The organism is Paenibacillus sp. IITD108 (genome assembly GCF_036541265.1).
Classification (GTDB): Bacteria; Bacillota; Bacilli; order Paenibacillales; family Paenibacillaceae; genus Pristimantibacillus.
On record NZ_JAZHCT010000008.1, the window covers coordinates 147314 to 171580 of the forward strand.

Sequence of the window (24267 nt, forward strand, 5' to 3'; positions counted from 1 at the left end):
TGAAAATATTAGTTATTTTGACTCATTCTACAAATTATGCCTTGACGAACTTTATTACAACCTGTATACATGTATTATACACGTATACAGGTTTTTTGAATTATAAGACTTTTTATCCTAAGGAGGAATCGATTTTGTACAACAAACAAGTAAGAAGAGGAGTATGTTTATTTTTATGCTTCTTTTTGGCAGCGCTTTCTTTCGTGGGGGTGCCGCAAGAGAAGGTTCTAGCTGAACTGATTCCGAAATCCAGCTTGTCAATTGCAAATGCTGGTTTTGAGAAGGAACCAAAAGAAGGGGAACAGATTCCAAATTGGACAATTATATCCGGCGAGCCAACGATAGCTGGCGATGAGGCAAAAGCAGGCAGCCAAAGTTTGTTGGCTAGCCTGAAAGCAGGAGATAAAGCAATCAACTTGGAGTCGGATTTCATAGACATAGAAGAGAATACAGAATATACGCTTTCTGCAGAAGTACTCTTGCAGACAGGAACGATGGAAGGTTTGTACGTATACGTATATGATGGGGATGGCAATCTTGTCAAGAGTGAGGCACAGCAGAACTTCCACGTTTACTTAAATGCGACCACAGGGCACGACCAATGGAACTACCACGAAAGGTCGTTCAAGGTGCAGCCAGGGGGAGAGAAGCTGAAGGTGTCATTAATAACAGGAAATAAAAAGGATCTTCGTTTCTATGTAGATGAGATCAGTGTTACGAAGCGAGTAGGCAATGGTGATTTTGAACAGCCTGTACAAGACGGTATTATTCCGGGCTGGAGCAAGACGAAGCCGGACGATGCTTCGTCATTCTACGTGACTGGCGATCGTTACAGCCAAGGAAGCAAAAGCCTTCATTTGACGAATACACCTGAAAAATTTTTAAATGTCATCAGCGACTTCATTCCAGTCGAGGCAGGGGCTACCTATACGGCGAAGTCTCGTACCTGGATTGAAAACGGTTCTGCGGATATGTATGTCAGATTTTTTGATGCGGATCACGTCTATATGGGCAAACAGGCGTGGAGCATCAAATCGGGTCCTACGGACGTTTGGTTCGATCAGTATGTAACCGCCCAAGCACCGGAAGGTGCTCAATATGCAGCAATTCTGTTAGCCGGCAGCAATAAGAAGACGTATTCCTATTATATAGATGATGTCCAGCTGCTGCGCGGAGAACATGAAATTATAGAAGAGCCTATTCCGGAAAATGCAATCAGCATAATTGGAGACGATCTTGGACCGCAAATCCGAAAAGCAACACTAATGCGCGGGGCAATCGGGAAGGATGGCGAAGGGCGCGACGTTATTTTCACCGTAGTGGCCGGAGCCCCGTCCATATTTACGGTTATTGATTTGGAGACCGAGAAGGTTGTGAACAGCATTCCGATGCCGGATACGTCAGGGGCATGGTCGGTCACGATGTCTAGTGACGGGTCGGTATATTTAGGGGCATACAATTTAGGTTTACTGTATCGATACGAGCCCGCTGCTAATAAATTGACGAATCTCGGACATCCATTCGCTACCAAGGATTCTGTCCTATATCCGATGGCTGCAGGGAATGACGGCATCATGTACGGCAGCACGTATCCGACAGCTCATTTGTACGCATATAATCCTGCATTGAACGAATTTGAGGATTATGGAACGATGTCGAAATTGACCTCAGGTGAGCGTTGGACGCGCGTTGTTGCCTACGACGAGGAGCATCATAAAATCTATGCAGGTGTAGGCAATGTACCACGCCTTTTAGAATATGATCTTTCGACTGGAGCAAAGAGGGATCTGCTGCCTGAAGGCTTTGAAAATATTGTATCCGTATACGACCTGAACATTGCAGGAGGCAAGCTATTTGCCCGTAAAGAAGCGAACAATGCGAACGAAACATTCGTTATCGATATCGCAAGCGGCGAATTGATTGAGACGAGGAATGGGGACACGGGAGTAGTTGCAGCAACGTTCACTAATTTGTCGAGGGGCGTATCTCCGGTATCGCCAATAGCTAGCAAAATATATTTTGCTGGAGCTGGAGGAGAATTGTTCGAATACGATTTGGATTCAAATGTGTACAAGTCGCTTGGAGCTTCTATTGAAGGCGCTGCCATTGCTTATGAATTTGTTCAGTTGAATGAAGAAGGCTTTCCAGGGTATAGCTTGGTTGGATTGTCCGGTAATTCAGGTAAGCTGTATAAATATAATCTTGAAACAGGTAAGGTAAAGCTGACCGATGTACAAGTGCCAGCGGAGCCTGTAAACATTCATGAAATAACGAAAGGACCGGACGGGAAAATTTATACGGCAGGATACTTACAAGGAAATCTAGGTGTCTATACACCATCGTCAGGAGAAAGTATGTACTTGGATGGTATTGGCCAAGGTGAAGGGTTGACATCCATTCATAACAAGCTGTACCTCGGAATCTATCCTAACGCCAGCATTTACGAATATGATCCGGATAAGCCGTGGAATCGCTCGAATGCTGATCATCTTAATCCGAATCGTTTGTTCACTCTGGGGGATTTGAATCAGGACAGGCCTTTTGCCATTGAAGGCGCAGAAGATTTGAATAAGTTGTTTGTCGGAACGGTTCCAAAAAACGGTATGCTGGGGGGGATGCTGGCTGTCTATGATCTGGCAAACGGCGGAGAGCCCGATCTTTATTCCGATAATGAAGTTGTTCCAGATCAGAGCATATTGTCATTTGCCTACAAAGATGGTCTTCTTTATGGAGGGACTTCGATTTATGGCGGACAAGGCGGAGTACCGACAGCAAGCGAGGCTGTACTGTTTGTTTGGGACATATCGGAGAAGAAGAAGGTGTTTGAACTCGTTCCTGTACCAGGAAAAAAGGCGATAACAGCGCTGCATATTGGTCCTGACGGAAATGTGTGGGGGCTTGCTAACGGGGCATTGTTTATTTTTGATATCGATACAAAGCAAGTCATTTACAGCAACAACGCCTTTCCGAACGCAGCTGGAAGATGGATTGACGGCTCTATGGAAACAGGGAGCGACGGTAACGTCTATGCCACAGTTGGAGGTCATTTCTTCAAAGTAGATGCACAGACAAAAGAAGTGACTGTTTTAGCAACCGGTGCTCGTAAACTGGCACAGGACGATTTCGGTAGCTTTTATATGTTCACCGAGCCAGAGAGTCCGAATCTGTATAGGTATACGATTCCAGAGCTGCTGCTAAAGCTGACGGGTGTACAAGTTTCGGCAGAAGCCGCCCAGATCGAAGCGGGCAAAGAAATAAAGCTTTCTTTAACAGGCATACTTGAAAAAGGCCGGACAACACGAGAGCTTACTGGTGCTAAAAAAGTTTATACGAGCAGTAATCCGTCCGTTGCGGTGGTCGACAGTGCAGGGAATGTGCAGGCTAAACGCGCTGGCACTGTGCAAATTACAGTCCAAGTAACGCTTGATGGCGTCTCGGTTGAATCAGAGCCATTTGTGATGACTGTTACCGAAAGCAATGGCCAGCCAAGCACACCGGAATATCCGTATATTCCTAACGTTCCAGAGCAGCCTGAACAACCAGAACAGCCTGAACAACCTGAACAACCCGAACAGCCAGAGCCTCCGCAGGAGCCAACGCTCTCGTTTACAGATATTTCGGGTCATTGGTCGAATGAACTTGTCCAGCAAGCGATTAAACGGGGGATTGTAAATGGATACGCAGATGGAACGTTCCGTCCAGATCGCGAAGTAACCCGAATGGAATTTGCTGCGATGCTCGCTCGTGCCTTGCAGTTAGAAGGCGATGAGGACAACCTTTTATTTGCCGATACTAATGCAATTCCGGCGTGGTCTAAGCCTTATGTAGCAAGTCTTGTGAAAAGATGGATCATAGGCGGATTTCATGACAACACATTCCGTCCGGCAAAACAAATGACGAGATCGGAAGCTATCGTTATGGTTGTGCGAGGTTTACAGGTGCCGATTGATCCGAATGGAACGCTTGAATTTGCAGATGCGAATGATGTTCCGAAGTGGGCATTTGGGGAGTTCATAGCTGCTGTGAAAGAAGGGCTTATTGAAGGCCGCGGAGGACAGAAAGGCATTTTGCTGGCTCCGAATGAGTCAATCACAAGAGCGGAAGCGGTTGCGCTTATCATTAGAATGTTGAAGTAACTAACTATATTTCATACACAGATCCACCTGCTTTGAGCGGGTGGATCTTTTGGTATTTAATAATAGCGTGATTTCTACTTAAGCTTATATTAAATAAGAAGCGGGACAGGCTTTGCGTTGCAATCCTAAAAACAAAGATCCGCTATTATATTTATATGGTAAGCTTTTTAAAATTACATAGGGAGAACTAAAATGAAAAATATTTTAATGCTCGGTGAGCTACTTTTTTGGCCGTAAATGAGTGGAGTTATTTATTGTAGACAGGTATAACGTTACTAACCTTTTTCTGCGATTTATTGGTCAATAACGGAACGTGTGTCACTTTGCCGCCTCAAAACGGCGATTTTGGGCGAAATAACGGAACGACTGACCAGCTAGGAGAGGCGGTGAATAAGAGACTGAGGATGAAGCGATACACTTTAAAAAATTCAAAAATAAGGCTTACATCCATACTTATTCTTGCCCAACAGCTCGGGTTGAAGGTGATGTGGATTGAGGAAAGTAATAGTGTCGTATTAAGCAGATAGGCAAGTTAAAAGACAACCAGCCTCGACAAGAGTGAAGCTGGTTACTTTTTCATTAATCAACGGCTTTTTTACGAAACCATTGATGCAGCAAGTTGTTTTTTTTCAACAGCTCAATATCTTCTTGTTTCCCATCTACCACAATTGACGGAACGGAATGAATGCCATAGTTGGCAGCCTTTTCTTTGGCATCAGCGGTCACATTCAGCTTGTTTAAGTCATAAACAATAACCTCACATCGCTTACATACAATTCCTTGCACTCGGCTAACGACGTCATCGCATAAATATGAACCGGCAGTGAAAATTTCTACTTTTTTAGCTATTTTTACCCTCTCCTTCAGATAATATTTTCATCAATGGACATAATGGTTTAGGAGGCGGCAGCGCTGAGTCTGAATCATTCACAGCTTTCTCAAGTAGGAATTTGAGATTGTTCAGTTGATTTATTTTTTCTTCAATTTCTTTTATTTTGCTCTTGGCGAATCGATACATATCCGTTGTTGGAAAGTAATGCTCTGTCTTATAAATCACTAGAATGGTTTTAATTTCTTCAAGTGTAAATCCTAAGTCCTGTGCAAGCTTAATTAATTTAATGTCTGCTGCGGTCTCGAGAGAGAACATGCGGTATCCGGCTTCCGTTCGGGGCGGAGTCGCTATTAATCCTCTTTTTTCATAATATCTAACGGTTGCAACGTTAACGTTACATTGTTTTGCTAATTCGCTAATGGTCAGATTGATCATCTCCCGCCCTCCTTTTCTCATTATGAACCCTGAACCAAGGTGCAGGGTCAATAGTTAATTCGTCTTGTAAGTTGAAAATTTTACTGTTGAAGCGATGAAATTGATCCTGTAGAATTACAGGATGAGCTAAACTAGACTGGTATCATTGCCGGAATATGGCCTTATTTTTATTTTATCAAAGGGGCGAACAAATCACATGAAATTACTTGAAGAGAGAATACGCCAAGAAGGGCTGATTTTATCCGATAAGGTGCTCAAGGTGGATGCGTTTCTTAATCACCAGGTCGATACGGAGCTAGCGGTTGAAATCGGGCAGCAATTCGGACGTATTTTTGGCAATGAAACGATTACGAAGGTTGTTACAATTGAGGCGAGCGGCATTCAATTTGCAATGGCAACAGCCATTGCGCTTAAAGTACCCTTTATTTATGCAAAAAAGAAGAAGGCAGTTACGCTGAGTGAGAAGGTATATACAGCGCCGGTCCATTCTTTTACGCGAAATGAAGATTATCAAATTAGTGTGTCTCAAAATTATTTGAGTGCAGAGGATAAAGTATTAATAATCGATGACTTTTTAGCTACTGGCGCAGCGCTTATCGGCTTGGCTGATATTGTCGAGGAATCGGGTGCTGAGCTTGTCGGGATAGGCTGTGTAATCGAAAAAAGCTTTCAGGAAGGCCGCGGCTTGATAGAAAAAAGGGGCATACGGGTACATTCTTTAGCGAGAATTGCTTCCATGGCACCAGGCTATATAGATTTTTTGGAAGCGGACTATGAGGACGTTAGTCAGTAAGCTAGGGAGTAATTGGATCGAAAAATAAGTTTAAATTAGTTTTATTGAGCCGTGTGAATATCACCTGATATTCGCTCTTTTTTCTCTTAAACAGATATAGTATATAGTCAGGCTGTTGAAAAAACCATCTATCGCGAAATGTGTTAACTAGAGGTAGTTTTGAGGTAGCGCGGACCGATTCTGTATGAAATTTCATATACATTTGTGATTTTTGGGGCGTTTCGGGGTAATGTGTATGAAATTTCATATACAATTGTGATTTTTGGAGCATTTCTGGTTAATGTGTATGAAATTTCATATACAATTGTGATTTTTGGAGCAATTCGGGTTATTGTGTATGAAATTTCATATACAATTGCGATTTTTGGGGCGTTTCAGCGTAATGTGTATGAAATTTCATATACAATTGTGATTTTTGGAGCGTTTCGGGTTAATGTGTATGAAATTTCATATACAATTGTGATTTTTGGGGCGTTTCGGGTTAATGTGTATGAAATTTCATATACAATTGTGATTTTTGGGGCGTTTCGGGGTATTGTGTATGAAATTTCATATACAATTGTGATTTTTGGAGCATTTCGGGTTAATGTGTATGAAATTTCATATACATTATAAAATTGGCTATTGTCGTTGAAATAACAATTGTTAGAAGGCTGTCGATTCATTGTGGACAATGATTGATAGCAATGAGAAAGGGTAACGGAGAGCAAGAATGGGAATGGAGAAGCGGCAGCGTCCTCTTTTGTAGGCTAATTTCCCTTACAGGGGTTATTTATTCGTAAAAATGAGATTACAACAGCTGTCGGTATCCCCATCTTGATCGCAGGGCCCCCCCTTTCTATTGCTTGTTGCAACTATCCACAATGAATCGACAGTCTCATTAGCTTCATTATAAAAGTACTTTGTTAGCTTCGTCAGATATGAACTTTTCAACAGTCTGAATATAGTCTTAATAGTTGTTGGGCATGTATGCTATTATTTTTGTTTAAAACAACAAAATACGGCAACTGCCATTTTTGTGTTTCTATGGCTTGTTTGCTAGTCGGAGTATCCCAACTAGGGTAAACTCTAAGTGCCATTTTCCCCTTTGCAGTAGCAGTTTTAAGTATATTTTGTTTCACAAGCACCTCTTTTGGAAAAACAAATTGCCCAAAAGTCTGATTATCGTTAGAAAAGGTATTAATAACTAATATATCAGTAGCATTGTCATATGAAAATGCTTGGTTTTTATTATTTAAATCTTTTTCCCAAAACGCAACAAACTGCCCTAATTTGTTAGGTGTTACTTTTGCCACTCTAAATCTAACCGATTTAGAATTAAGCTGAAATACTCCGGCACCATAATCAGAATTTTGAGCTTCTTCTTGAACAGATTTTATAATTAAGTGGTTAGGTTCATAAAAAATTTCTTTTACATAGGTTAACGCCTTAGAAAAATTTTTCATTATTATTCTCCTTATTTCATGCAGGGTCAATAGTTAGCTTTATTATATCTCTTCATTAAAAAAGAGGATAGATGAACCAAATAAAAGGTTGACTCAAAAATAAAGTAGATTTATAGTTGATAGATCATCTAATAGAAGGAGAAGCTGTATGGACGACGCGAAAAATAGTCATATTGGCCTAATCATTCGTGATCTGCACCTGGAGATTGCCCAATATATTACTGGCTTGCTCTCTCCATATCGGCTTGCGCCTGAACAGCATTTGCTGATGTCACTGCTGCTGGAGCAGGAAGGTCTGTCTCAAAATGATATTGCCCTGCAGTTAAGAAAGGATAAAGCCAGCGTTGCACGCATGCTGGCAAGCTTGGAGTCCAAAGGGTATATCACTAAAGCAGTCAGTGATTTCGATCGGCGTTTTGTTAAAGTATATGTCACCCCAGAGGGGAGAAAGCTTGCTCCCATTATTAATGAAGTAGGCGTTAAAATTAATGATGCGATCGAGAAAGGTCTTTCAATGGAGGAGCAGCAAACTTTAACAGCTCTATTAATGAAGGTACAGTCTAGTGTAAGGAAAAGTTAAGCCGTTTTTTGTGAATCATATAGTTGATATATCAACTATATGATTGGCAGGTTCATTTCATAGAGTTACATTAGAAAGATAGAGCAATATTTATGGATAGAGAGGACGTTTATTTTGACAACTTCAGCAGCACAAATTGTTCAAGTAAGAAAACCAAAAATGATGGCATTTGTATTTATGTTTGCGGCATTTATAGGCTTATATAGTGAAACGGCGCTCAATATGGCGTTAACCAACATTATGAGTGAATTTTCTGTTTCCGAAGCTACAGTACAATGGCTGACGACAGGCTATTTATTAACATTGGGCATTCTGGTACCTATATCAACTTTGCTTATTCAATGGTTTACAACCAAGCAGCTTGTGATCACTTCATTAGCTTTTTCGATTGCGGGCACGATATTGGCTGCGTTGGCGCCAAGTTTTAGCCTGTTATTATCTGGCCGTATTATTCAAGCCGTTGGAACTGGCATTTTATTGCCGCTCATGATGAATGTTATTTTACTCATTTTTCCTATTCAAAAGCGTGGCGCTGTAATGGGCATTATGGGGCTCGTTATTACAACAGCGCCAGCAGTTGGACCGGCAGCAGCTGGCTTCATTGTCGATACATGGAGCTGGCCTTATATTTTTTGGATTAGTCTGATCTTCTACGCAGCGCTTGTCATCTTTGGCCTAAGACCGATTGATAATGTTTCACGCATTACAAAGCCTGCTATTGATGTGACTTCCATTGCATGCTCGACGATTGGTTTTGGCGGATTAATTTATAGCTTAAGCAACATTTCTGAAAAGTCATTTTTATCTGCGGAGGTATGGATTCCTTTTGTAATAGGTGCGCTTGCGATTGCAATATTTATACGTCGTCAAATAAAAATGGAAGTGCCGATGATTAATTTGCGCGTATTTCAATATCGAATGTTTGCATTAGGAACGTTACTGGTGTTTTTAGGTATGATTCTTATTTTATCAACAGCTATTCTTTTGCCGCTTTATATAAAAGGCTCTTTGTTGTTCAGCGCAGCGATGGCTGGCATTATACTTGTGCCGGGAAGTGCCGTCAATGCTATGCTTTCCCCAATTGTAGGACGGTTGTTTGATCAGTTTGGAGCACGGAGATTTGTACCGATCGGATTTTTGTTAACGGTTATTTCGTGCATCTGCTTCCTACTGTCAATCTCAGATACAGCACCCGTGTGGAAAATTATCGCTGCCTGCGTTATTTTATTTATGGGAATACCAATGATTATTATGCCTGCACAAACGAATGGCCTTAATCAATTGCCTCGCAGCCTGTACGCGGACGGCGCCGCTGTAATGAATACACTTCAGCAAATCGCCGGTGCAACGGGAACAGCCTTTGCAATTACGTTAATGGTTAGCGGACAAAATCGATTTATGAACCAGAACGCAGACTTTACATCGCCAGAGCTGCTGGCTGCCGGAACTAAGTATGCTTTTATTTTTATAGCGGTTATTGCTGTAATCGGATTTGTTTCTTCATTGTTTGTTAGGCGTGTGCGTGTATAATATATGTAATGAGGAGCAGATAAGGAGGCGGAAATGGAATGAAAACAATCGGCTTAATTGGCGGCATGAGCTGGGAATCCTCTGCGGAATACTATCGCATTATTAATGAAGAGATCAAGACCGCTTTAGGCGGCTTGCATTCTGCCAAATGCATTTTGTCCAGTGTCGATTTTGAGGAAATCGTACAATGTCAAGCCTCGGGAAATTGGGAGAAGGCAGGACAAATACTGGCAGAAGCAGCTTTAGGCTTAGAAAAAGCGGGCGCTCACTTTATTATGATTTGCACAAATACGATGCATAAGGTTGTTCCTATTATTGAACAGTCCATCACAATTCCGATTCTTCATATAGCGGATGCAACTGCTGCTGAAATTAAAAAGAAACATATTCAAAAGGTTGCTTTACTAGGCACTAAATATACGATGGAACAAGATTTTTACAAAAATAGGCTGTTCGAACAAGGCATTGAGGTTATTATACCGGCTGAGGAAGAGCAGCTGATTGAAGTGAATAGAGTTATTTTTGAGGAATTATGCTTGGGAGACTTTCAGGCAAGCTCCAAGCAATATTATAAGGAGCTCATTGCTCAGCTGATTGAGGCTGGGGCACAAGGCATTATTTTTGGCTGCACGGAAATAGGCTTGTTAATTAAGCCCGAGGAATTTGACTTTCCGGTTTTTGATACCACGATTGTACATGCCAAGAAAGCGGCTGAAATGGCTTTGCTTTAAACGATAATACGGAATCCCTTTGAACACTGCTTTGAGCAGGTTTAATGAGGGTTCTTTTTTTAACAGAAGGATACGCTAATGCAGCCCCGGTACTCGTATTTGTGCAGCAAAACAGGTAAAATAGGGGAGATTAATGATAATTTAAGGGAATGAGCATATGTTAAAAAAACAAACACTAAATAAAGCAACAACTAAAAATCGCGGCAGAACGCTGCTGCTCGAACGGACGTTTAAAGCTTCGCGCGCAGCTTTGTTCAAGGCTTATACGGATGCTGAGCTGCTTAAGCAATGGTGGGGGCCTCATGGCTGGGCGCTTGATTATTGCGAGCTTAATCCGGAGCAGGATGGCACCTGGCACTACTGCTTGAAATGTATGGATGAGTCGAAGGACTACTTCGGAACGATTTCATGGGCAAAAGCGGTGTATAAAACGATTGAGGCACCATCCTCCATTCAATATGAGGAGTATTTCTCGGATGAAGCGGGAGAGCTTGTTTCCAAAATGTCCACAACATTAGTTACAGTTCGATTTGTTGAGGATAAGGATCGAACGAGGCTGATTAATGAAATTGATTTTCCGGACAAAGCCTCTTTGCAGAAAGTATTGAATATGGGGCTTGTCATAAGCTTGAATGAAGGCTGGGATAAGCTGAGCAAGCTATTAGCGAAGTGAGTATGAAATGGAGAAGCGGCAGCATCCGCCTACAATTAATCCACAGTCTCATATATAGCTATTAAGCAAGCTTGCAAAAAAAATCATAAATTGAGGAGGAAGTATGATGGCCATTGCTGAAGTAACTGTAATTCCAATAGGAACAGGGAGCACCAGCTTGAGCGGGTATGTAGCTGATCTGCAGCGGGTGCTGAAGGAGCAGCAAGGGATCGAGTATACTTTAACGTCCATGAGCACGATTATCGAGGGACCGCTTGATGCTGTATTTGCAGCTATTCGCGCCATACATGAGGCACCTTTTCAGTCCGATGCACAAAGAGTATCAACATCTATTAAAATTGACGACAGGCGCGACAAAGCAGGCTCCACAGAGCAGAAGCTTCGTTCCGTACAAGAAAAATTGTTGTAAATTGTTCGGCGCAGCGGCAGATTAAGACTCGATTGCAGTGAGTTGACTGCCGCTTGCATGCCATTATCCGGTTAATAAATAATAGCTGTGCGAATTACAGCTTCGGTTTTGCCCAAATAAGATGAACCATGTTAAACCAGTAGCTTTCCGTCTTATCGATTGCGATCCCTGACTCTCGTACTAATTTCATAATGTTTCTCGTATGGTGACAGCCATAAAAGCGATATAGAAGCGGATTTAGTGTTTTTTGGACAGCGGAAACCGCCACGTTAGAGCTGATCCCATGTTCCATAAATAGAAGCGTTCCGCCCGGCTTGCACCAGCGATTGATTTTGTTCAGCACCAATAAAGGATTGTCGTAACTGCAGAATGATAGAGTAGAAACTATCGTATCGAAGGAATGATCGGGAAAGTTCATATTCTCAATATCGGAGCATATAAAATGGCCATCGATGCGGTGCAGCCTTGCCGCTTTTTTTGCTTTATCCAGCATCGCCTCGCTGAAGTCAGTTGCGGTAATCTTTACTTTAGGCGGATAGAAAGGGAAATTCGCGCCTGCCCCAACGGCAAGCTCAAGCACCTGGCCCTTTGCATGGCTTAAAAGCTGCTGACGCCAACGTTTTTGTGCAGGGCCATCTTTTTTATTTTCGTACAGGGTTGCTTGCTTATCGAAGATACGTATTAACTTTTGTTTATCCACCTAATTCCCACCTTGCGCCGTTAAATATTTTATAGTAAGTTCCAATGTTCCGAATAAAAGACCAGTTAAAGCTATTATACCAATTTAAAAGCCCGTAAAGGAATCCTAATGAAATAAAGGAGCTGACGAACAAAATGGCACTGCTGCACATGCATTTTAAATCGCCGACCTTAGTCATGCAAACGAATGTAACCGTTGTTTTGCCGGAAAGTGAACAATTGTTTACAAGCCGGACTAACACGAAGCTTAAGACTTTATATTTACTCCATGGGCTTTCGAATGATTCTAGCATTTATACTAGATTTACGAATATTGAAAGATATGCAAGCAATAGAAATGTGGCTGTAGTGATGCCTTCTGTTGATCACAGCTTTTATGCGGATATGAAATATGGTCACAACTATTTTTCCTTTGTGCAAAAAGAGTTGAGAACGTTTATGTTAAATGTTTTGCCGCTGTCAGATAAAAGGGAAGACAATTTTGTTGCTGGTCATTCCATGGGCGGCTATGGCGCATTCAAGCTTGCTTTGACTAACCCCGAGTTGTTTTCTGCTGCTGCAAGCTTGTCCGGCGCTATGGATATTAACCGCTTTTTGCAGGATGGCGTATTTAATGGATTTAATGCGAAATCGATTTTTGGGGAAGTAGATAGCTTGAAGGATACGGAGCATGATCTGTACAAATTGCTAAAGGATCGTCAAAGCGAGCAGGCAGTCTTGCCCAAGCTGCTGCAAATGTGCGGAACCGAGGACTATTTATATGAAGACAATGTCAATTTTAAAAATTATGCCCTCAGCTTAAAGACGGATTTGGACTATAGAGAGGGACCCGGAGATCATAACTGGGAGTATTGGGAATATGCGATTAAAGAAGTAATGGATTGGCTGCCGTTGGATTGAGGGTAATTTTTAGTAAGATGAGCTGGTTCGAAAGAAGAAGTAAGCTCCACATTCTGTTCAAAAATTCATGTACAAGAATTTGATATAATAGAAATATAAAACTAAAGGGATGGAGTGGATCATAATGGAGCTTTACACAATACCTGCTGGCACTGAAAAAAAGCTGACCAAAATTGCTTCGCATGAGCAGTATGATTTAGTTTCGATTCAATTGGCAGCCGGGGAAGGGATTCCAGTACATGACGCGCCTCATACGGTTTTGATTATTGTTCAATCAGGAAAAGTATTGTTTATGGTTGAAGGCAGGGAGCAGGAGCTGATCTCCTCTACGATATTACATATGGATCCGAAGGAGCAGCATAGCTTGCAGGCGATCGAGGATTGTAATTTGCTTTTGCTTAAAATAAAGTGATATGTAAAGATAAGAGGTAAGAGATAAGTGAAAAGGAGGCTGAACGCCTCCTTTTTTACTTCATAACTAGCTGGTTGAAGCCGGCATGCTATTCGCGCATGATTGCTGCGCCATCTCCAAACTATGCTGCAAAAGTGCAGGATTTTCTTCGCCTCAACTCTCAAAACTCCCCTTGCAGTCACACATCAATGAATCAACTGCCTCTAGACAGTCAGAAAAACCCCGAGCTTCATGATTGCTCATAAAACTGCTCAAATAATCGGTACAGAATAATAATCGTTTGCTCGGTCGTAATGCTGCCTTTTGGATTAAAACGATTGTTGTCCACACCGTTCAGTAAATTTAAGCTGACTGCCTCATACACATCGGCTTTTGCCCAATCGGATATTTTGCTGTCATCGCTGAAAATAGTTTGACTTGATTTCTGAACTGGCACTCGCCCTGTTTTCTCAGCAAGGTAATGATAGACATTCAGCAATAGCTTAGCTGCTTGCTCTCGGCTGATGGAATCATATGGCGAGAACTTATTTTTGCCTGTACCGCTAATAATTCCGTTGTCAGCAGCCCAGCTCACTGCCCAGTAATCAACATCCTGGAAGGGAGAACGGCCGTATTCATATTTTTGCTCGTATAAGCTTATGCCCAGCACGGTTTCTGCCATTCTCGACGTGAACTCGACAAAGCCTTCCCGGTACATAGGGGATTGAAAATTATAATAGAACCATCTAGGTACAAGACCTGCTTCCTTGGCTTTTTTTACTTCCTTCGCTGCCCAAGCACTTACTTTATCTGATGGATCAGAATCAACGACGGACACATTTAGCATGCTGCCGTCTCTTAAGTAACTGTTAAAATAAATGATTGCATCACCTTTGGCAATTGCTGTTAGCTTACCGTTTTTATCTACCTTTACAATTTTCGGATCCGAACTGCTCCAGTCCATAGTAGAGCCAGTTATTGCGTTTTCGATAAGCGGCGTTAATGTCTCCCCCGACTCCATGACTATTGAATCGCGGGCTGTATAAGTGCTTAACATCTTGAAGAAGGTTGTTTTAAATGCAACTGATGCAGACAGGCCAGTTTTCGTATAGAGTCCATTAATGCTGACATGAAATGCTTCATCATTTTTCATAGCTTCTAAAGCATCAGGTCTGAATATAATCGAAAATGGAATCCCAAAATAACTAGTCTCTACATTAAAAAATTTTCCCCTCACATCCCGATCGTTATGATTGAAGCTCCAGCTTTTTTGATCGCTATCACGTGTCAAGGTAACTGTAATATCCTCTGTTTTTGTACGGTCGTAAAGATTAGGGTTGATTGAAACGGACCAGGCATCTGACGCGGCGAATACTTCCATGGGCGTATAACCGGCAGGAGGCCAGCTTATGTAATTATAGGAGACATCTTCGGCAGGACGCTGCTTATCAAAGGCGTACATTGTGGCATGCCGGACCCCCAGACTCGATGAATCGGAACTGGATCTTGAAAAAACCATGCCAAACATCGTTTTTTTCATTTGCGGATTAAGAATCCAGCGGCGATGCCCGACCCGGTCAATATTATTCGAATCGCTGTCGGACATATAGCCCAGCACATTGTCATAAAAGGTTGGGCTGCCGTAATATAAATTGCTTGACCTATTGGCATCATAGCCCAACTGATGCATCACATCATTCATGCCTGCGGGCTTTTGAGGATAATGACTCATGACTTGATTGACCGCGTTGACGAGCGCGCCAGTCTGCTGCTGCTGTTCAATCGACCAATCTGCTTCCACGTCATCCGGCAAGCCCGCCAGATAACGTATGAAATTGACGGCATTGATGCCGTCCTTGATATAGGAATCCTTAAGCTTGCCTGCTGCATATGGAGCAGTCAGCTTTGGCTCTACTGTGAAAATATGCGTACCGTTCATATAATCTCGGCCGAGCTCCATTGGCTTATACTTTAGCCACTTTTCTACGATCTGTGACTTTGTGCGTGATTCTAGTGTGCTTTGCACATCTGTTGATGCAGCTTTAACAGCAGCAGGCTGTTCAAATACAGGTAGGACAATCATTAGGCTAATGACGAGCAACAGCAGCTTTTTCCAAGTGCGCTGCAAAGGTGAAGTGTGCAACAAAAACATCCTCTCTGGGTGAAATATGATTAGTGTTCGAGAGGAAATATTCTACAATTGGATGCTTAATTCCTTCGACCTATGCAGATTTTTGTCGAACTTGATCAAAAACATTTCAAATACCGAAAGCAATAAGGTTTAGGCTCTGCTATCGTTCGACATAATGGTTATATAGGTTCTAAATAAATCTGTATGACAGGTAGGTCAAAAGATATGGGAATTGTTTATGATTGTGCCATCATTGGCGGCGGAATAGCCGGTCTGCAAGCAGCGATTCAGCTGGGAAGATACAATCGCCGTGTACTCGTTATTGATGCTGGGGATGGTCGCTCCGTGCAATGCAGGGGCTACAACAACTTGCTCGGCTGGCCGGAAGGGGTCAGCGGTGCGGAGCTGCGCCAGCGGGGACGCCAGCAGGCGGAGAAAACAGGCGTTCAGTTTAGGCAAGGCAAGGTTGAAGATGCCGTTCTTGCGGAAGGACGGTTTCGGGTTGGGCTGGAGGATGGGCAGACAGTTTATGCCAAACGGCTTCTGTTAGCTACGGGCATCGTAGATCGGATGCCTGATTTGCCTGGTCTATTGCCCTGCCTTGGACGAAGCATATATGTTTGTCCAGATTGCGACGGCTATGAGCTTATGGATCAAAAAGCAGTAGTACTGGGAGCAGGAAAAGTGGGTGCGCAGATGGCGCTGACGCTGTCTTACTGGACGAAAGACATTGTATTCATTAACCACGAGAGTACGCCCATTGATGAGAAGCTCAGTGGTCAATTGCAGGCAATGGGAATTGAGCATCGAAGCGAGCCAATTGCAAGACTGGTGGAAAGTGACGGTCATCTAAGTGAGGTTACATTGAAGAGCGGAGAAAGCATTCACGTCCGCAAAGGCTTTGTCGCATTTGGCGGCAATGAAGTAAGGTCGGAGCTTGCTGCGAAACTGGGCGTTAAGCTGCATGAGAACAAGCATGTCTTAGTAGATCCTAGAACAAAAATGACAAACGTCGAGTTTGTATGGAGCGCTGGAGATGTAGTTGCCCACTCAGAGCAGGTTGCTATTGCGATGGGGGATGGGGTGCAGGCGGCAATCTGGATACATAAAAGCTTGTTAGGCATAGCGGTTCCTAGACATAAATAGGTAATATTCAGGCTGTTGAAAAAGTAACTTTTCTGACGAAGCCGAGCGTTATTTCAATGAAAACAGCTAATTTTCTCTTATAACGAAACTCAACAACCCTATGCGTGTCTGCACCACCTCAAAACGTCTCAATGTATATGAAATTTCATATACAATACACCGATATGCCCCAAAAAACACAATTGTATATGAAAATTCATATACAATTGGTCGGTGCACCTCAAAACGTCTCAATGTATATGAAATTTCATATACAATACACCGATATGCCCCAAAAAACACAATTGTATATGAAATTTCATACAGAATTCGTCGGTGCCACCTCAAAACGTCTCAATGTATATGAAATTTCATACACAATACGCTGAAATGCCCCAAAAAACACAATTATATATGAAATTTCATACAGAATTGGTCGGTGCCACCTCAAATCGGCGCTTCCACAAAATAGAGTTTGCCATCGTTGCAAAGTACTTGTTTCGGTTTTTCAACAGCCTGGATATTACCCTTATATCGATTTCATAAAGGATGAGGGGACATGTTTGAATTTTCGATGGAAGCTGAGGGTCAAATGTTATTTAGAGCGACAGCAGCATTTTGTGTGCTGCTTACTTTGGCTCGCGTACTAGGCAGAAAGCAGCTGAGCCAGCTGACTTTTTTTAAAATATAAAAAAGTACAAGTTTTTGTAACCTTATATCTGTTCTTATATTTCATCGGTAAACGCGCCTGTCCAAAGGACGGCGGAGCCGTTTATCCTTGATTATGTGACGGGTATTATGATCGGTTCGATCGCAGCGGATTTAGCCGGCGAAATAGAGCCATCTTTTACGAATGCGATGACCGGGCTCATATGGTGGTCGGTTCTTTCCATAATTTTTGAATATTTCGGCTTAAAGTCAACTAAAGCAAAAGTGGTGCTTGTCGTTATACATTAATTAAAACAAGTAATGAGAAGATAACGAATCTAGAAAATGTGAAATAGAGTATTCATACGGTGTCTCCTATAATTTTTTATATAGACCAGATCAAATTCGTCGCACATAGGATGGCCACGAAAGGAGCACACATGAGAAGCCGATTATCTAACACATTACCCGGGTATCTATTTGTACTGCCTTATTTAATTGGGGCGTGCGCATTATTTATTACGCCGGCTGTTATTTCACTCTATTATTCATTTACTAGATTCAAAGTCATTTCAGCTCCAACCTTTAACGGCTTGGACAATTTTCGCATGCTTTTAAAAGATCCTCTATTCATTACCGCCTTCAAAAACACCTGGTATTTCGCTGTCATTTATGTGCCGATTCAAGTTGTTCTAGCTTTAATATTTGCAGCCATGCTGCATAGTGCAGGCACTTATATTAAAGGGGAATCTGCGACGGTTTTAAGAGCGATTTACTATTTTCCGGCCATTCCTTCCTGGTTCATTATTGGCATGGTATGGATTTGGCTGCTGGCTCCCGGTGTCGGCATTTTTAATCTAGTCCTCAAATGGTTCGGGTTATCCGAAATTTCTTTTCTCGGAATCAGTTCCCCTACGCTAATCCCGACGCTAGCGTTTGTAGCGATATGGAAAGGGCTCGGTTATGCCATGTTTATTTATTATATCGGGCTGAGAAATATTCCTGAAAGTTTATATGAATCTGCTGATATAGATGGAGGAAGCAACTGGGCCAAGTTTCGTTATATTACGATGCCGATGCTGTCACCTACGACCTTTCTAATACTAATTATTTCAATTAACAGTGCCTTTCAAAACTTTGACCAGCAATTTACGATGGTGTTCGATCGATACGGAAAATATTCCGAGACACATTTGATGGTTTATCTATATGAAAAAGCTTTCCGTTTTCTTGATATGGGATATGCCTCTCTCATTGCCTGGGTGTCATTTTTAACTATGATCGCTGTGACGCTTATCGTTTTATGGGGTCAAAAGAAATGGGTCCATTACGAGGAATAGGAGAGATAAACTTGATCAACAAACGAAAAGGCTGGGAAATCGCAAGTGTGATTGTGCTATTAGCAGGCGCAGCTAGCATGCTGCTGCCGTTCATCTGGATGATTCTCGCATCATTAAAAACAAACAGCGAGTTTTTAAATGCTTTTAAGTGGCTGCCGGCCAAGGCGCAATGGGAGAACTATCGAGTGCTGCTGTTTCCCGAGAAGGGGCATAGTTTTTTTCTCTATTTTTATAATACGTTCAAAATAACTGCCTTCGGGGTGGTCGGAACTGTATTATCCTGCAGTCTCGTCGCATTCGCGCTGGCGCGCATACCGTTTCCAGGCAAAGAACTGATATTCGGATTTGCTGTAATTTCTATTTTTTTGCCTTCACAGGTTACGATGATTCCGCAATTTATAATTTTTAAGCATATGGGATGGTTGGGTACGCATTACCCATTGATTGTACCGCCCTTTCTCGCTACCGCCTTCGGTATCGTGCTGTTAAGACAGTTTTACCGCTCCATTCCGAAGGATTTTGACGAAGCAGCGAAAATGGATGGGGCCGGCTGGTTCCGCATTTATTGGAATATTCATTTGCCGCTTATGATATCGCCTATGGTTACATTAGGCATTCTAGTTTTCCAGGAAAAATGGGGCGAAATCCTGTTCCCAATGATATTTATCGGGAAAAACAGCGAGCTGTGGACGATGGTATTACGCATTCTTGATATTTCGACAGGACAATATAATTCGAGGCCAGAGCTGGAAATGGCCGGCAATGTTATTTTGGTGATGCCTGTTATTCTATTGTTTATTTTTGCACAAAAATATTTTGCACAGAGCGTCGTTTCATCTGGTGTTAAAGGCTAACCGCTTACTTGGTTCCTTTAATATATAAAAATTTATAGAATTTGAGGAGGTCACATCATGAAGAAAAGGGTAAGACTGCTCCTGCCCGTTGTTTTGGCAATCGTATTATTATTATCCGCATGCAGCGGCGGCGAAGGAGGCAACAGCGGCAGCAAAGCAAGCAATGACGGGGGCAATAAACAGGAATCTGCTTCGCCGCAGGAAACGGATAAAGGAAAGGACCCAGTCAAGATCAGGGTAGCTTACTATGCTGATGAAACAGCTAGAGAAACATTCAATAAAATTATAGAAAATTTCATGAAGGAATATGACTACATTGAAGTAGAAGATACAGGCACAGACTGGACTAGCCATTACACGAATCTGAAGGTCGACCTGGCAGCGGGTCAAGGACCTACTGTGTTTTTGCTGGATGGCCCTTATATTCCGCAATATGCCAGTGAGAATGCGATTGTTGATTTAACCGATTATTTGAAAGAGATCAGTATGAATGATTATTACGGATTTGAGGAAATCCGCAATCCGCAAGGGCAATATTTTGCAGTGCCGCAAGGGATTCAGGTGAATGCTTTGTACTACAACAAAGATATGTTTGACGCCGCACAGGTTGAATATCCGACGAGTGACTGGACAACAGAGGATGTCTATCAGGCTGCTCAAAAATTGACGAATAAGGAAAAGAAGCAGTATGGCATCGGGCTGGGCAATCATTTCCGCTATGGATGGTATACGATGATCCGTCAATTTGGCGGGGATTTGCTGGATAAGGGTAGAAAAATAAGCACTTTTGCAAGCGATCCTAAAGTTAAAGAAGCAGTCGAATATATGAAGAAGTTTTGGGATGAGGGCTTGACGCCGAGCTTTATTGAAATGGAAGGCGAGCTAACTTTAGACCCTGGCTCATGGTTCCCGCGGGGCTATGCGGCTATGTTCTATGATAATTTCTCGAGACGTTTGGCTAACGATAAGGAAGGTATAAATTACGACGTCGCTCTCATGCCGAAAGGGCATAACGGAGGCGTCAACTATAGCGCATTTGTAGCAAACTCATGGGTGCTGAACGACAAGGCTTCAGACAAGGAAAAGGAAGCCGGCTGGCTGTTTATGAAATACTTCTTGGGTGAAGAGCCGCAAAGATTAAACGGAAGCCTTGGTGAAGCGCTTACGGCTAACAAAGCGATTGCCAAAGAAATACTGTCTGGCCATACAGGAAATCCAGAGCATGTATTGGCCTTCCTTGATAATTTAGAGCATGCAGGAGATGTAGGAGACAGCCCGGTATGGGAGGAATGGCTGGGCGCGGTTAGTACCGTTTTTGATGAATATTTTGCAGGCACGATTACCATTGATGAATTGCTGACGAAGGGCGACAAAGCTGCACAAGCTGTCCTTGATAAACAATAAACCGAAGAGGTGAATGGAGAAATGGTGCGAAAACTGGGCACTGCACTAATTGTAATATTTATGCTGCAAGCTTCTCTAAACTCATTGTTTGCAAGTCCGGATTCTGTTGTCTATGCAGATACAATCAAAACTGTATATGAAACTTCTTTCGACGATCCGAGTGATTCGGATTGGCTTATGCACGCGTCATCCTATGATGCTGCCGAGAAACGTACAGGAACGCATTCGTTAAAATATATCACGCCGCCTGGACCTAATAATTCTGGCGAGGAAGGAGCAGAACGAGAGGGGGCGTCTATCCGTTTTCCTGCTAATCCTGGTTCCGCCTATGATTTAAGCATCTGGATAAAAACGACCCAACTGGCAGGACAGTGGGCTGGTGCGATGGTTCGTATTGCATTTTTGGACAGTGACGAAAAAGTCATTAAAAAAGTAAATAACAATCCGCTTAATTCGTTGGATAAGTGGCAAAAAATGGATCTTCCAACTCTTGTAGCGAGCGAAGATGCGAAGCAGGTGGAAATTACATTGTTTGCCTATGGAGGCGAGGGAACGATGTGGTTTGACGATCTCGTCGTAACCGAGTCCCAGCCGCCGCTGTTCACATCAAAGCTGGACACGCCTAACTACCGCGGCTATCTTATTCCAGGCGGCAATCCTGAAGTGAAAGTAGTGACTAGAGGAACGGTTGGGATTCCAGCAAGCCTTTATACGACAACGGTCCAGTTGGTTGATGCCGACGAGCAGGTCGTTGAGGAGCAAGTATTTGCAAGCCAATTAAACGTCGAAGCGGTGTTTGATACGTCAGATTTGCCGGTCGGCAAATACGAAGCGGTTATAACGACAGCACGGACCGACGAAAGCGGCAATGTTCTCTACTCGGAACAATGGCCTGTTGAAAAAGTAAATGCCGCAGATGATTTGCCCAAATCATATGTAGATGATTATGGAAGGTTTTGGAAAGACGGAGAATTGTTTTTCCCGATCGGCTTCTATGCGGGCCATGTTTTAAAAAATGAAATGGAAGATTTGCTGGGCAGTGCGATAAATACGATTTTGCCATACAACTATCCAGATAAAGAAGAACTTGATTTGGCTCACGATTATGGCATTAATGTGATATTCTCGTTAAAAGATTTCTTTTACAACACTCGAAATACACCTGGTTTTATCGAGTCTGAGGAGGACGAAGTTCTTTACATTAAGCAATTCGTAGAAAATTTTAAAAATCATCCCGCACTGTTGGCTTGGTATCTAAATGATGAATCACCAACAGATAAACGTCAGCCTGCCCATTATAAGGCAGTGGTAGAAACGGATCCGGATCATCCGGCTTATATCGTGGATTACAACAAGGTAGATCCTTATGTTGTAAACTATGGTGCAGATATTTATGGGGTCGATATGTATCCTGTTTATGGAAAAGCTGATGATGATCTCAAAAGAGTTAGCGATTTACAAAAAGCAATGACTGCAGATTTGCTCAATAAGGGGCAATGGGCGGTTGTGCAAGCACATAATCTAGGAAATTATGACTCAGACTGGGGGGCTACTAGAGGACCAACTGCGGAAGAAATGCGCAATATGTCCTGGCAGTTCATTGCTGAGGGAGCTAAAGGGATTTTGTTCTACTCGTTGTTTGATTTAATGCAAGATGTCAGCGGCAAAACATATGAGGAAAATCTCGGCGATGTAAAAGCTGTAGCGCAGGAGCTTGAAAATATGGCGCCTGTCATTCTATCGGTAGATGAAGCACCGCAGGTAGACTATTCCGCTGGGGACTGGCTGAATGTGATGGTAAAAAGCTACAATGGCAATTTGTATATCGTAGCGGTGAACAACAGCAAGCAAGAGCAGTCGGCAACTTTTACGGCAGCAGAGGCAAGCGGCATGCCAATTCAAGTATGGAATGAGGATCGGGCACTTGATTGGAACGGCAATCAATTCACCGATACTCTTGCACCGCTAGCAGTCCATATTTATGAAATTGGTACAGGGGAGTCCATACCCGGACCTGAAGTACCGGAATGGGAAGCTGAAAGTTCGCTGACGATTTCGGATGTAAACCAAACCAGCGTCAAGCTGTCCTGGCCGGAAGCTCAAAATGATGCTGCTTCGTATCGCATTTATGTTGATGGCAAGCAAAAAGGCGAAGTGAGCGGTGCCGAGCAGCAATTTGTTGTCAGCGGTCTTACTGCAAATACAACGTACACGTTTACCGTAACGGCAGTAAATACGCATGACAATGAAAGCAGAGGACTGTCCAAGGAAGCAACTACTTTACGGGTTCCGAGCAGCAGCGGGGTCGGCTGGATACCATCAGGAAATGCTGATTTGAAGAGCATTGCAGTAGTTGTTGATGAGAAGGAGCTAACATTGACTCCATCGTTCAGTACAGAAAGAAATGAATACTATGCAGAAACAGAGTCGGATTATGCTGAGATTTCGGCAATTCCATCACATGCCGCAGCAAAAATAACTTTGCAGGGCAAGGAGCTTGAAGAAGGCGGCCGGGTAGAGCTTGCTCCAGGACAAAATAAGTTTGAGCTCGTTGTAGAAGCAGAAGACAAAACTAAAAAATCGTTCTATATCATTATTAATAGAATAACAAAAGAGAAACCTGATCCGATTCCCGATGATGCTGGGAAGCTTCTATCAGATATTAAAGGGCACTGGGCAGAGGCAGCTATACGACAAGCGGTTCATGCGGGAATCGTAAAAGGATACCCGGATAACAGTTTCAAGCCGGATGGCAGCACAACGCGGGCCGAGTTCATCGTTATGCTCATGAATCAGCTGAAGCACTTTAATCAAGAGGGCAAGCTCGCCTTTACCGATAAGCAGAAGATAGGCGATTGGGCAATACCAGCTATCGCCAGAGCTGTTGATGCCGGAATTATTAACGGTTATGCCGATGGTAGCTTCCGTCCTAATGAAGTAATTACAAGAGCCGAGATGGCTGCTATACTAAGCCGGGCATTGCAATTAACCGAGGCCGAGACGTCTGCCACAGGCTTTGCTGACGACAACGCTATTCCTTCCTGGGCTAAGGCGGCTGTGCAAGCCGTCCAGCAGCTTGGTCTCATAGAAGGCCGTGACGGCAACCGATTTGCGCCAAACGATCGATTAACTCGTGCAGAAAGTGTTGTAGTTCTTTTAAGATTGCTTTCTAATTCATAATAAGCTGTGCTGGATCATGCTGAATAATAGT

22 protein-coding genes are annotated in these 24267 nt (G+C 42.9%); 17 read left to right on the forward strand and 5 right to left on the reverse strand.

Annotated elements, in window-relative coordinates:
• Positions 1–134 precede the first annotated feature (134 nt).
• A complete protein-coding gene (locus V1L65_RS09700) occupies positions 135–4136 on the forward strand; it encodes an S-layer homology domain-containing protein (protein ID WP_331698932.1) in 4002 nt (1333 codons plus the stop codon).
• Between the two features lie 579 nt (positions 4137–4715).
• On the opposite strand, the gene V1L65_RS09705 is transcribed toward V1L65_RS09700, so the two are convergent.
• The gene (locus V1L65_RS09705) at positions 4716–4922 is read right to left on the reverse strand and encodes a hypothetical protein (RefSeq protein WP_331698933.1); all 207 of its coding nucleotides are present in this window, start codon (positions 4920–4922) and stop codon (positions 4716–4718) included.
• Between the two features lie 55 nt (positions 4923–4977).
• A complete protein-coding gene (locus V1L65_RS09710; RefSeq protein ID WP_331698934.1) occupies positions 4978–5403 on the reverse strand; it encodes a MerR family transcriptional regulator in 426 nt (141 codons plus the stop codon).
• Between the two features lie 196 nt (positions 5404–5599).
• Here V1L65_RS09710 and V1L65_RS09715 point away from each other — a divergent pair, with 196 nt between their 5' ends.
• Both V1L65_RS09715 and V1L65_RS09720 read left to right on the forward strand, forming a co-directional pair.
• On the forward strand, positions 5600–6196 hold the full coding sequence (locus V1L65_RS09715) for a xanthine phosphoribosyltransferase (protein WP_331698935.1): 597 nt from the start codon (positions 5600–5602) through the stop codon (positions 6194–6196).
• Positions 6197–6400: 204 nt separating this feature from the next.
• Positions 6401–6811, forward strand: coding sequence for a hypothetical protein (locus tag V1L65_RS09720; RefSeq protein ID WP_331698936.1), 411 nt, complete (start codon positions 6401–6403; stop codon positions 6809–6811).
• Between the two features lie 314 nt (positions 6812–7125).
• Here the strand turns inward: V1L65_RS09720 and V1L65_RS09725 are convergent, their stop codons facing one another.
• Complete coding sequence (locus V1L65_RS09725; RefSeq protein ID WP_331698937.1) at positions 7126–7641, reverse strand: MepB family protein; 516 nt, start codon at positions 7639–7641, stop codon at positions 7126–7128.
• Between the two features lie 148 nt (positions 7642–7789).
• Between V1L65_RS09725 and V1L65_RS09730 the strand changes: the two genes are divergently transcribed.
• The 5 genes from V1L65_RS09730 to V1L65_RS09750 all read left to right on the forward strand — a co-directional run bounded on the left by V1L65_RS09730 (position 7790) and on the right by V1L65_RS09750 (position 11564).
• Entirely contained in the window at positions 7790–8221 is a 432-nt protein-coding gene (locus V1L65_RS09730) for a MarR family winged helix-turn-helix transcriptional regulator (protein WP_331698938.1), read from the forward strand.
• A 159-nt stretch (positions 8222–8380) separates the two neighbouring features.
• Entirely contained in the window at positions 8381–9751 is a 1371-nt protein-coding gene (locus V1L65_RS09735) for a DHA2 family efflux MFS transporter permease subunit (RefSeq protein WP_442955684.1), read from the forward strand.
• A gap of 38 nt (positions 9752–9789) precedes the next feature.
• Positions 9790–10482, forward strand: coding sequence for an aspartate/glutamate racemase family protein (locus V1L65_RS09740; protein WP_331698940.1), 693 nt, complete (start codon positions 9790–9792; stop codon positions 10480–10482).
• Positions 10483–10639: 157 nt separating this feature from the next.
• Entirely contained in the window at positions 10640–11155 is a 516-nt protein-coding gene (locus V1L65_RS09745; protein ID WP_331698942.1) for an SRPBCC family protein, read from the forward strand.
• A gap of 106 nt (positions 11156–11261) precedes the next feature.
• Positions 11262–11564 carry an MTH1187 family thiamine-binding protein gene (locus V1L65_RS09750; protein ID WP_331699000.1) on the forward strand — a complete coding sequence of 101 codons (303 nt, stop codon included), beginning with the start codon at positions 11262–11264 and terminating at the stop codon, positions 11562–11564.
• Between the two features lie 94 nt (positions 11565–11658).
• Here V1L65_RS09750 and V1L65_RS09755 read toward each other — a convergent pair whose 3' ends face one another.
• Positions 11659–12264, reverse strand: a complete 606-nt coding sequence (locus tag V1L65_RS09755) for a class I SAM-dependent methyltransferase (RefSeq protein WP_331698943.1) — start codon at positions 12262–12264, stop codon at positions 11659–11661.
• Between the two features lie 134 nt (positions 12265–12398).
• On the opposite strand from V1L65_RS09755, the gene V1L65_RS09760 reads away from it, so the two are divergent.
• Both V1L65_RS09760 and V1L65_RS09765 read left to right on the forward strand, forming a co-directional pair.
• On the forward strand, positions 12399–13163 hold the full coding sequence (locus V1L65_RS09760) for an alpha/beta hydrolase (RefSeq protein WP_331698944.1): 765 nt from the start codon (positions 12399–12401) through the stop codon (positions 13161–13163).
• A 124-nt stretch (positions 13164–13287) separates the two neighbouring features.
• Complete coding sequence (locus V1L65_RS09765) at positions 13288–13575, forward strand: AraC family ligand binding domain-containing protein (protein WP_331698945.1); 288 nt, start codon at positions 13288–13290, stop codon at positions 13573–13575.
• Positions 13576–13804: 229 nt separating this feature from the next.
• Here the strand turns inward: V1L65_RS09765 and V1L65_RS09770 are convergent, their stop codons facing one another.
• A complete protein-coding gene (locus tag V1L65_RS09770; RefSeq protein WP_331698946.1) occupies positions 13805–15697 on the reverse strand; it encodes an S-layer homology domain-containing protein in 1893 nt (630 codons plus the stop codon).
• 192 nt (positions 15698–15889) lie between these two features.
• Between V1L65_RS09770 and V1L65_RS09775 the strand changes: the two genes are divergently transcribed.
• The 7 genes from V1L65_RS09775 (at position 15890) to V1L65_RS09805 (ending at position 24236) form a co-directional block, all read left to right on the forward strand.
• Positions 15890–16831, forward strand: a complete 942-nt coding sequence (locus tag V1L65_RS09775) for an NAD(P)/FAD-dependent oxidoreductase (protein ID WP_331698947.1) — start codon at positions 15890–15892, stop codon at positions 16829–16831.
• 538 nt (positions 16832–17369) lie between these two features.
• Positions 17370–17501 (forward strand): hypothetical protein, encoded by a 132-nt coding sequence (locus V1L65_RS09780; protein ID WP_331698948.1) that lies wholly within the window; start codon positions 17370–17372, stop codon positions 17499–17501.
• 107 nt (positions 17502–17608) lie between these two features.
• Positions 17609–17767: a hypothetical protein gene (locus tag V1L65_RS09785; protein WP_331698949.1), complete on the forward strand. Its 159-nt coding sequence runs from the start codon at positions 17609–17611 to the stop codon at positions 17765–17767.
• A gap of 131 nt (positions 17768–17898) precedes the next feature.
• Positions 17899–18798: a carbohydrate ABC transporter permease gene (locus V1L65_RS09790; protein WP_331698950.1), complete on the forward strand. Its 900-nt coding sequence runs from the start codon at positions 17899–17901 to the stop codon at positions 18796–18798.
• 11 nt (positions 18799–18809) lie between these two features.
• Positions 18810–19652, forward strand: coding sequence for a carbohydrate ABC transporter permease (locus V1L65_RS09795; protein ID WP_331698951.1), 843 nt, complete (start codon positions 18810–18812; stop codon positions 19650–19652).
• A gap of 57 nt (positions 19653–19709) precedes the next feature.
• Positions 19710–21056, forward strand: a complete 1347-nt coding sequence (locus V1L65_RS09800) for an ABC transporter substrate-binding protein (protein ID WP_331698952.1) — start codon at positions 19710–19712, stop codon at positions 21054–21056.
• A 21-nt stretch (positions 21057–21077) separates the two neighbouring features.
• Positions 21078–24236, forward strand: coding sequence for an S-layer homology domain-containing protein (locus V1L65_RS09805; protein ID WP_331698953.1), 3159 nt, complete (start codon positions 21078–21080; stop codon positions 24234–24236).
• The last annotated feature ends 31 nt before the right edge of the window (positions 24237–24267 follow it).